This is a genomic window from Sphingomonas trueperi (assembly GCF_040545965.1).
GTDB lineage: Bacteria > Pseudomonadota > Alphaproteobacteria > Sphingomonadales > Sphingomonadaceae > Sphingomonas > Sphingomonas trueperi_C.
This window is the reverse complement of sequence record NZ_JBEPMV010000005.1, coordinates 83,435-92,422: the sequence shown is the minus strand read 5'-3', so window position 1 is coordinate 92,422 and position 8,988 is coordinate 83,435. Positions and strand designations below refer to the sequence as shown.

Sequence of the window (8,988 nt, the reverse complement as noted above, 5' to 3'; positions counted from 1 at the left end):
CGGACGGCACAGGGGCCGTCCGCGTTCGGTATCAGCGCCGCTTGGCGAGGGCGGCACCGGTGATCGACGTATTCGGCGCCACGCTGTTCGCCGGCAGGTTGAGATAGAAGGGCGCGGCGATCTCGCTGGCGTCCGGCCCGAAGAAATTGGCCGAGATCGTGCCCAGCGTGGTCTGGTCGCGGATGAAGCTGGCCTCGCCCGTCGCGCCGTAGGACGAAATCTTTCCGGCGAAGTCGAAGCTGCCGAAGTTGAGGGTGGCGCCGTTGCTCATCGCCTTGCCTGCCAGCACCAGCGTGGCATCGAGTTTCGCTGCGCTGAAATCCACGACGAACTTCGAGGATCCGGTCACCGCATATTTCTCGCCCGTGGTGTAGGTGGAGCCGGTGCCATAGGCGACGCCAGTATATTCGGCCGTGCCGGTGCGTGCCGCAAACATCGCGTTGGGCGTGTAGAAGCCATACACGAAATACTGGTCCACGCGCGGCTTGTTGCTGCCGCTGATCACCTCGGTGGTGATCCAGTGGCCGAAGCTGGCATAGGTCAGCGCGAGCTCGGTGTTGGCGGTGCCGGGCTTGTACAGCTCCAGCGTAACCGGTTGCAGATACTGGCTGTCATAATAGGTTGTGAACGACTTTTTGTAGGTCGTGAAATTCGGGTCGGTGCTGGCAACCTTGTCGGCAAGGGTGAACTGACCACCCGAATAGCCGGAAGAATAGCTGGAGGCGGTGAAGGTCTCCGAATTCTGCCAGGTCAGCGAGCCGCCGATATTGGCGCCGAACCGCGTGTAGAATTGCTGTTCGTGCGTCAGGTTGGTCAGCGTGAAATTGTCGGCTTGCCCCGTCAGATCCCGCGCGCCGACGAACGAACCCGCGACCGACAGGCCGGCAGCGTTGTTCGCCGAGAAGGTGGCGCCGAGTTCTTCGCCGTTGGGGCCGTAGAACCGGCCCGCCAGTGCGCCGCCGGCCTGGCCTAGCGAGCCACCATAGCCGAGCGTGCCGGCGAAGCTGCCGTCCGCAGCGATCTTGCCGCCGGCGTTGAATTCGATACCGCCCCCGCTCGTGCCGCCGCTGTGGACGAGCTGCGTCTCCTGCAGATAGCTATGCGCAGTGAAGAGGTTCTGCTCCAGATCGACGCTGAAGGTGCCGCTGCCGCCGATCGAGCGCGGCTCGCCGCCAGGGGCCGAGACCATGCCGAACGTGTCGATCTTGTAGGCGGCGGTGCCGGTGCGCGGCAGCGTGCCCGCTGGCGTGGGCAGACCATAGGTGAAGCTGACATAGTCGGTATTCTGCCGGCCGTCCGCCGTCAGGTTCCGCTGCCAATAGCCAAGTCGGACATAGCGGGTCGCCGCCAGCCCGGAATACCCGGCCTTGACGAGCGTCAGATACTCGTTCGCGCCGCCTGCGGACTTCTTGTAGATCGTCTGCGTCGCATCGTCGGTGGTAACGTCGGTGGTGCCGAAGGTCTGCGAGCGATCGGCGGTGCTGACGGTGTAGCTATTGGCCGTCGCGTCATAGCGGACGGTTAGGTTGCTGCTGCCGGCGGTGCCTTGAATGCCCGTGCTCGTCTTCAGATCGAAGACGGCGCTGTTCACCGCGGCATCATTGGCGAAGCTCTGGCTGGCGCGCAGATCGGTGAGGGTCGTATTGACCGGCGCGGCTGGAAGCCCGCCGCTGCCGCCGCTCCCGATCCCGCCTGCGCCGGCACCCCCGCCACCGCCGCTGCATGCACTCAACATCAGGCACGCGAACGCGCCTGTCACGAAATGCGTAGTCTGCAAGATTTCCCCCTTACACGTCTTTGCGGATCCGTAGCGCGCGGGCAGGAAAAGCAAACCGGAAAAGTTGCGGCTGTGCTGCGTAACCCGTGTCGTTTTAGGCGCCTATGTCGCCTTCTTTCCCTTTTCGCCCGAGGGCGCCCAGCAACTCTAGCGCTCGCAGCGGCTTTTCGAGTAGCGCGGCATAGCCGGTCGCCTCCGCCTCGGCAGTCAGCGTCGGGCTGGGATAGCTGGTCATCAGCACCGCCCGGCCGTTCCAGCCCCGCGCCTGCAGGTCGCGGAGCAGCGCGATGCCGTCGCCGTCGGGCAGGCAGTAGTCGGCGACCAGATAGTCGGCGGTGAGCGCGGCGGGATCGGCGAGCGAAGCAGTTACCACGCTGTGTGCGCGCACCTGATAGCCCTGGCCGTGCAGCAGCAGCTGGGTCGACCGGCGCACGCCGTCATCGTCTTCGACGAGCAACACGCTGGGGCGTTCGGCGGGGGAGGGGATGGTCATGGAGCGAGCCTGATCGCTTCGCCTGCCACGGCGCGAGCGAGGGGTCTCTACGCAAATGTCCTATGGGCAGCCGGTCCGACGAGGCGCTCCGCTGGCCCAAGGGGTGGTTGCGGGGTGCTTTGCGATACGGCACCTTGTCGCACGATGTTCTTTGACGAGAATCGCGTCTGGCCCCGGCCAGAACCGCCGCGGCCCGTGCCCCTGCCGCCGGGCCGGCGCGAGCGATTCCTGACGCGGATGTTCCTCGTCTACGCGCTGATCCTGCTGCTGCTGCCGGTCAGCGCCAGCGGGATCGCCGATTTGATCCGATATCTGCTCGCGCTGCTCTGAACGTTCAGCCCAGCTCGTCGTCCTTGTACTTGATCTGCAGGAAGTTGCCGCGGGTGGCGAGCGCGTCGAGGTCGCCCTGGGCGAGCTGGGCGGTCATCTCGGCGATTTCCTCGTCGATCACCTGCAGGCCCTGGGCCAGCTGCTGATCCGGCGTCATGCCGTTGCGCGGCACGGTGCGCAGCGGCTCGGGCACCAGGCCATAGCCCTTGACCAGTTCGGGCAGTTGCTCGCCGATCAGCTTGCGGACCTCGTTGGCGGCAGGCGAGGATTCGTCCAGCCGGGCGAGCTGCGGCGCCAGCGTCTCCAGCTTCACCCCGATCGAATCGACCAGCGTGCGGGCAGGGGCGGGCAGCGCCAGCCGCTGCGTCTCCAGCCAGCGCTCGGTGGTGGACGGCAGCGCCTTGAGCGGTACCTGCACCAGCTGTTCGACGCGGGGCGCGCTGGTGACGGGGAGGGACGCGAACAGCAGGGTCGCCAGGATCAGCAGTGCCATCACCGCCAGCGCGCCGAACATGCCGAGCGGCACGAACATGCCGATCGTGATCGCAGCGATGATGATCACCGCATCTGCCGCCGCGATCCGCCCGAGGCGCGAAAGGATCTCCGCCTCGCGCCGCTTGCGGGTGCGGGTGGCAAGCGCGCCTTCGGTGCGGGCGCGCGAGCGCTCGATCAGTTCCTCGCCGCGGGCGAGCAGGCGGTCCACGTCACTCGGCATCGCGGCTTACATCGCCTCCAGCTTGAAGCCGTCCGTAGGGCCGCCCAGCCGGTTCTGCTCGGCACCCTCGGCGCGGGCGATATAGCCCTTCGACTTCTCGACTTCGTTCGACAGCGTGTTGACCGTCACCTTCATGCTGTCCAGCGCCTTGAGCTTGAAGGTGTCGATTGCATCCATCGTGTCGTAGATGTTCTGGAAGGCGCGTTGCAGCGTCTCGACCGGAATCGTTGCGCTCGCCGCCTGTTCGTGGATCGCCGCGGTCTGGCTCTTGAGCAGCTGGCCGGTCGATTCGATCAGGTTGGCGGTGGTGGTGTTGAGCGCGGTGATCTGGTCGAGCACCAGCTTCTGGTTGTTGAGCGCCTGCGCCACGGTCACCGCGGTACGCAGTGCCGAGACGGTGGTGGTCGAGGCGCGGTCGACGCCCTTGATCAGCTCGACATTGTTCTTTTTGACCAGATCGAGCGCGAGATAGCCCTGCACCGTCACCGCCATCTGGGTGAGCAAGTCCTGGGTGCGCTGGCGGACATAGAAAAGCGCGGTCTCACGGATCGCCTTGGCCTTGGCGGGATCGGTGTGATCCAGCTCGTTGGCCTTGTCCTCGAGCTTCTCGTCCATCGCCTTAGACAGATAGATCATCTGCTCCAGCCGACCCATCGCGTTCCACAGATTGGCGCGCTCGGTGGCGATCGCGGCATTGTCCTGCAGCAGCTCGTCCTTGCCGTTGGCCAGGCTCTTGAGCACCGCGTTGATGTGGCTCTGCGACGACTGGTACTTGCGGAAATAGTTGGTGAGGCCGCCGCCGCCGCCAAAGATCTTCGACAGGAAGCCGTCCTTGCCGCCGATCAGCTTGCCGTTGCGCGAGGGATCGAGGTCTTCCACCGTCTTGCGCAGCGCCAGCAGGTCGGCACCCACGCCGCCCTCGCTGCCCATCGCGCGCACCGGGCGATCGAGGAAGCGGTTGGACTGGCCGGCCGCATCGCGGATTTCCTTCTGCCCCATCGCCGCGATCGCATCGACGCGCTTGCCGAATTCGGGCGAGTTCACGTCCTGCGCGATCAGATCGTCGATGAAGCCGTCGACGCGCTTGTCGAGCTCGGATTTCTTGGTGTCTTCGACCGGCACCAGCCCGGCAGCCTTTTCGGGTGCCACGACGGGGACGGGATCCGGGGGCGTGAGCACCAGACCCTGTTCTGCGGTATCCGTCACAGTCGCCATCGTCACTCTCTCTCCAACTCCGTAGGGATAACCATGCAGGCGAAGCACGTATCCCGCAAGTGTGGTATATGGCTATGGCACTATGTGTTTCAACGGGAATGCCGTTTGCAGCAGGGGCCTTCCCGCGACGCACCATTTCCGCTATGGGGCCGCCCGTACGCGCGCTTCCGCGCCAATCAGGAAATCGCATGAACCTCCGCAACGTGGCGATCATCGCACACGTCGACCATGGCAAGACCACCCTCGTCGACCAGCTCTTCCGCCAGTCCGGCACCTTCCGCGACAACCAGCGCGTCGAAGAGCGTGCGATGGACTCGAACGACCTCGAGAAGGAGCGCGGGATCACGATTCTCGCCAAGCCGACCTCGGTCGACTGGTCGCCCGACGGCACCGAAGAGAACAGCATCCGCATCAACATCGTCGACACGCCCGGCCACGCCGACTTCGGCGGCGAGGTGGAGCGCATCCTGAGCATGGTCGACGGCGTAATCCTGCTGGTCGACTCGTCGGAAGGCGCGATGCCGCAGACCAAGTTCGTGACCGGCAAGGCGCTGAAGCTGGGCCTGCGTCCGATCGTGGTCGTCAACAAGATCGACCGTGCCGATTCGCGCGTGCAGGAAGTGCTCGACGAAGTGTTCGACCTGTTCGTGACGCTGGAAGCGACCGACGAGCAGCTCGACTTCCCGGTGCTCTACGCCTCGGGCCGCAACGGCTATGCTTCGGACGACCAGGACGCGCGCGAAGGCACGCTGACCCCGCTGTTCCAGAAGATCGTCGACCATGTGCCCCCGCCCCAGGTGGACGCGGACGCCGAGTTCAAGTTCCTCGTCACCCTGCTCGACCGCGACAACTTCCTCGGCCGTATCCTCACCGGCCGCGTCGAGAGCGGCACGGTGCGCCTGAACCAGCCGATCCACGCGCTGGATAACGACGGCAACATCATCGAGACCGGTCGCGCCTCGAAGATCATGTCGTTCCGCGGCCTGGACCGCGTGCCGGTCGACGAAGCCAAGGCGGGCGACATCATCAGCCTCGCCGGCCTCGCCGTCGCCACCGTGTCGAACACCATCGCCGACACCTCGGTCAGCGAGCCGCTGCACGCGCAGCCGATCGATCCGCCGACGCTGTCGATGCGCTTCGCCGTCAACGACTCGCCGATGGCGGGCCGCGAGGGCAGCAAGGTGACCAGCCGCATGATCCGCGACCGCCTGTTCCGCGAAGCGGAATCGAACGTCGCGATCAAGATCACCGAAAGCGACGAGAAGGACAGCTTCGAAGTCGCCGGCCGCGGCGAACTTCAGCTGGGCGTGCTGATCGAGACGATGCGCCGCGAGGGCTTCGAGCTCGGCATCAGCCGTCCGCGCGTGCTGTTCCGCGATGGCGAGAATGGCCGTGAAGAGCCGTACGAGACCGTCGTGATCGACGTGGACGAGGAATTCTCGGGCACGGTCGTCGACAAGATGAACCAGCGCAAGGCCGAGATGACCGACATGCGTCCGTCGGGCGGCGGCAAGACCCGCATCACCTTCTCGGCACCGTCGCGCGGCCTGATCGGCTATCACGGCGAGTTCCTGTCGGACACCCGCGGTACCGGCATCATGAACCGCCTGTTCGAGAAGTACGGTCCGTACAAGGGCAAGATCGAAGGCCGCAAGAACGGCGTGCTGATCTCCAACGGCGCCGGCGAAGCCCAGGGCTATGCGCTGGGTCCGCTCGAAGAGCGCGGCATCCTGTTCGTCGGTCACGGTGAGGCCCTCTATGAAGGCATGATCATCGGCGAGAACGCCAAGACGGAAGACCTCGAGGTCAACCCGATGAAGGCGAAGCAGCTGACCAACTTCCGCGCTTCGGGCGGCAAGGACGACGCGATCCGCCTGACCCCGCCGAAGAAGATGACGCTGGAACAGGCCATCGCGTACATCGACGACGACGAGATGGTGGAAGTGACCCCGAAGAACATCCGTCTTCGCAAGCGCTTCCTCGATCCGAACGAGCGCAAGCGTCAGAGCCGGTCGAAATCGGCCGCGTAAGCGACGGCTCCAAGACGTAGAATGAGCCCCTGCCGGCAACGGCGGGGGCTTTTTCGTTTGAGGTGTGCGCGCCCTCACCAGAGCATTTCCTCTCCCGCGAAGCGGGGGAGGGGGACCGCGCCGCGTCAGCGGCGTGGTGGAGGGGGCATGCCAGGCCGCTCCCCCTCCACCACCGCCTGCGGCGGCGGTCCCCCTCCCCGGGGCCTTGCTCCGGGGGAGGAGACACATGGGGCTAACGGCTTGCCTGTGCCTCGAACACCGCCCGCTGCGCCGCGAAGGCACGCTGGAACGCCGGCCGGGCCTCCCCTCGGGCGATATACGCCAGCAGCCGCGGCTGTTCGGTCAGCATCGTCGCACGCCCCAGCCGGCGCAGCACGCCCACCATCAGCAGGTCGGCGGCGCTGAAGGTCTCCTCCAGCCACTCGGCCTCGCCCAGTCGCGCAGCAAGCTGCGCCAGCCGCGTGCGGACGCGGTCCTCCAGCATCGGCTGGCGCTCCGCGAACCAGGGCGCGTCGCGCTCGAGCATCCGCGCCATCGCCCATTCAAGGATCGGCGGCTCGACCGTGCTCACCGCCGCGAACATCCAGGCGATCGCGCGGGCGCGGGCGTGCGGGTCCGGCGGCAGCAGGCCGGGATGGCGCTCCGCGAGGTGCAGCACGATCGCACCCGACTCGAACAGCGTCAGCCCGTCTTCCTCATAGCTCGGGATCTGGCCGAAAGGCTGACGGGCGAGATGCTCGGCCTGCTTCATCGCCGCGAAGGAGACGAGGCGCACGCCATAGGCCAGCCCCAGCTCTTCCAGCGCCCAGCGGACCTGCATGTCCCGCGCGAGGCCGCGGCCGCGATCGGGTGAGGCTTCGAAGGCGGTGAGGTTGATCGGCATGGCGCGAGCTCCGCTATCGGCGCTGCCACCCTATCGCAGCGACGGCCCCTGCGGAATGCGCTTCCGCTTGGCGCGCGGCCATGGTCTAAGGGCTGTCTGCCGGGAGAGTTTTGCAGATGTTGCTCGCCGCCTTGCTATTGGGCCTATCGCCCCAGACCCAGGCGGCCGCGCCCGCAACCGCCGCAACGGTCGCCGCGCCGCAGCAGGCGACGGACGGCACGCAGCGCTGGTCGGTGCTGGCGGCGCCCTGCGCCTCCGCCCAGACCGGCGGCGACCAGATCGTCGTGTGCGGCAAGGACGGGCAGGCGCCGCGGCTGCCGCTGCCGGGCGAGCGCGGGCCGCCCGATCGGCCGATGCCGAGCAATCCGGAGCGCACCGGCATCGGCGCGCTCAACGCCATCGAGACGCCCTGCGCTGCGCGGGTCGGCGGATGCCAGGTGGGCGTCGACATCTTCGGCGGCGCGACCGCGCTGGTGCGCGGCGTCGGCAAGATCATCGATCCGAACAGCTGCTGCGAGGAGCCGGGGGAGTCGCGCAACTTCTTCAAGTTGGTCGGCGATGCCGGCAAGGGCGTCGGCCGGGCGTTCAAGAAGAAGCCCGACAAGTCCAACCGCGTGCCGATCGACCTCAGCGATCCGGTGCCGTTCCGCTCATCTCCAGCAGCACCGCCCACTCCTCCGGCCGCACCGGCGTCACCGACAGGCGCGACTGGCGCACCATCTCCAAGTCCTTGAGCCGCGGCTCGGCCTTGATCTCGGGCAGCGGCACCGGCTTGGCCAGCGGGCGCAGCGCTTTCACTTCGACGCTCGCCCATTTGCCGTCGTCGCCGTCGGGCTGCCAGGCGCGGGTGATCTCCATGATGCCCACCGCGGCCTTCTGGATGTTCGAATGGTAGAAGATCGCCTGGTCACCGGGGACCATGTCCTTGAGGAAGTTGCGCGCGGTATAGTTGCGCACGCCGTTCCATTCGGTGCTGCCGTCGCGCACCAGGTCATCCCAGCCATAGACATCGGGTTCGGAGCGGAGGATCCAATAGGCCATGCCGCCCGTTAGCCAGCTAAACCGCGGCTGAACAGCCGGTTCCGCACCGATTAAGCCGCGATTGCGTATCGGAAGACCATCGGCGCCGAGCGACTCGCCGGCGCCTCGAGGTGAGGAGTAAGGTGCATGAACAACCTGGCGAAGAAGCTGGTGCTGGGCATCGCCACGGGCGCAAGCCTGCTGGCGGCGGCAGCGCCCGCGCAGGCGCAGGACTGGCGCTATCGTCGGCATTACTACCATGATCGCGGCGGCGACGTGGCCGGCGCGGCGCTGGTCGCGGGCATCGCGGGTCTCGCGATCGGCGCGGCGATCTCGAACGATCGGCGCTATGACTACGACCGGCGCTTCTATCGCGAGCGCGGCTATTACCCGACCGACGGCTATTGGTACCGGGACAATTATCCCCGCTACCGCTACTATGAGCAGTGCGACGTGCGCCGGGTATGGGATCCCTATATCGGCCGGCCGGTGCTGATCCGCTACTGCGATTAACTGGATAGCGCG

Annotated in this window: 10 protein-coding genes; 4 read left to right on the top strand and 6 right to left on the bottom strand. The window is 66.5% G+C overall.

The features are described from left to right. Positions 1-31: 31 nt before the first annotated feature. Positions 32-1,777, bottom strand: coding sequence for a transferrin-binding protein-like solute binding protein (locus tag ABIC35_RS15390; protein ID WP_220667327.1), 1,746 nt, complete (start codon positions 1,775-1,777; stop codon positions 32-34). Between the two features lie 94 nt (positions 1,778-1,871). Further along, positions 1,872-2,270 (bottom strand): response regulator, encoded by a 399-nt coding sequence (locus ABIC35_RS15385; RefSeq protein WP_183049296.1) that lies wholly within the window; start codon positions 2,268-2,270, stop codon positions 1,872-1,874. Positions 2,271-2,414: 144 nt separating this feature from the next. On the opposite strand from ABIC35_RS15385, the gene ABIC35_RS15380 reads away from it, so the two are divergent. Further along, positions 2,415-2,600, top strand: a complete 186-nt coding sequence (locus tag ABIC35_RS15380) for a hypothetical protein (protein ID WP_093297141.1) — start codon at positions 2,415-2,417, stop codon at positions 2,598-2,600. 4 nt (positions 2,601-2,604) lie between these two features. On the opposite strand, the gene ABIC35_RS15375 is transcribed toward ABIC35_RS15380, so the two are convergent. Together ABIC35_RS15375 and ABIC35_RS15370 are read right to left on the bottom strand one after the other, a co-directional pair. After that, on the bottom strand, positions 2,605-3,315 hold the full coding sequence (locus ABIC35_RS15375) for a hypothetical protein (protein WP_121073571.1): 711 nt from the start codon (positions 3,313-3,315) through the stop codon (positions 2,605-2,607). 6 nt (positions 3,316-3,321) lie between these two features. After that, positions 3,322-4,530 carry a toxic anion resistance protein gene (locus ABIC35_RS15370; RefSeq protein ID WP_121073574.1) on the bottom strand — a complete coding sequence of 403 codons (1,209 nt, stop codon included), beginning with the start codon at positions 4,528-4,530 and terminating at the stop codon, positions 3,322-3,324. Positions 4,531-4,718: 188 nt separating this feature from the next. Here ABIC35_RS15370 and typA point away from each other — a divergent pair, with 188 nt between their 5' ends. Then, entirely contained in the window at positions 4,719-6,560 is a 1,842-nt protein-coding gene (typA, locus tag ABIC35_RS15365; RefSeq protein WP_121073577.1) for a translational GTPase TypA, read from the top strand. Positions 6,561-6,792: 232 nt separating this feature from the next. Here typA and ABIC35_RS15360 read toward each other — a convergent pair whose 3' ends face one another. Next, positions 6,793-7,443, bottom strand: a complete 651-nt coding sequence (locus ABIC35_RS15360; RefSeq protein WP_121073580.1) for a glutathione S-transferase family protein — start codon at positions 7,441-7,443, stop codon at positions 6,793-6,795. 116 nt (positions 7,444-7,559) lie between these two features. Here ABIC35_RS15360 and ABIC35_RS15355 point away from each other — a divergent pair, with 116 nt between their 5' ends. Further along, on the top strand, positions 7,560-8,177 hold the full coding sequence (locus ABIC35_RS15355) for a hypothetical protein (protein WP_183049297.1): 618 nt from the start codon (positions 7,560-7,562) through the stop codon (positions 8,175-8,177). Here the strand turns inward: ABIC35_RS15355 and ABIC35_RS15350 are convergent. Further along, positions 8,071-8,484, bottom strand: coding sequence for an EVE domain-containing protein (locus ABIC35_RS15350; protein WP_121073583.1), 414 nt, complete (start codon positions 8,482-8,484; stop codon positions 8,071-8,073). The genes ABIC35_RS15355 and ABIC35_RS15350 overlap by 107 nt on opposite strands. A 126-nt stretch (positions 8,485-8,610) precedes the next feature. Here ABIC35_RS15350 and ABIC35_RS15345 point away from each other — a divergent pair, with 126 nt between their 5' ends. After that, a complete protein-coding gene (locus ABIC35_RS15345; protein ID WP_121073587.1) occupies positions 8,611-8,976 on the top strand; it encodes a hypothetical protein in 366 nt (121 codons plus the stop codon). Positions 8,977-8,988: the final 12 nt, after the last annotated feature.

What these genes read in the sequence shown, in the direction of transcription:
- ABIC35_RS15385 (WP_183049296.1), bottom strand. Translation starts at nt 2,270, where the DNA reads ATGACCATCCCCTCCCCCGCCGAACGCCCCAGCGTGTTGCTCGTCGAA.
- ABIC35_RS15380 (WP_093297141.1), top strand. Translation starts at nt 2,415, where the DNA reads ATGTTCTTTGACGAGAATCGCGTCTGGCCCCGGCCAGAACCGCCGCGG.
- ABIC35_RS15375 (WP_121073571.1), bottom strand. Translation starts at nt 3,315, where the DNA reads ATGCCGAGTGACGTGGACCGCCTGCTCGCCCGCGGCGAGGAACTGATC.
- ABIC35_RS15370 (WP_121073574.1), bottom strand. Translation starts at nt 4,530, where the DNA reads ATGGCGACTGTGACGGATACCGCAGAACAGGGTCTGGTGCTCACGCCC.
- typA (WP_121073577.1), top strand. Translation starts at nt 4,719, where the DNA reads ATGAACCTCCGCAACGTGGCGATCATCGCACACGTCGACCATGGCAAG.
- ABIC35_RS15360 (WP_121073580.1), bottom strand. Translation starts at nt 7,443, where the DNA reads ATGCCGATCAACCTCACCGCCTTCGAAGCCTCACCCGATCGCGGCCGC.
- ABIC35_RS15355 (WP_183049297.1), top strand. Translation starts at nt 7,560, where the DNA reads ATGTTGCTCGCCGCCTTGCTATTGGGCCTATCGCCCCAGACCCAGGCG.
- ABIC35_RS15350 (WP_121073583.1), bottom strand. Translation starts at nt 8,484, where the DNA reads ATGGCCTATTGGATCCTCCGCTCCGAACCCGATGTCTATGGCTGGGAT.
- ABIC35_RS15345 (WP_121073587.1), top strand. Translation starts at nt 8,611, where the DNA reads ATGAACAACCTGGCGAAGAAGCTGGTGCTGGGCATCGCCACGGGCGCA.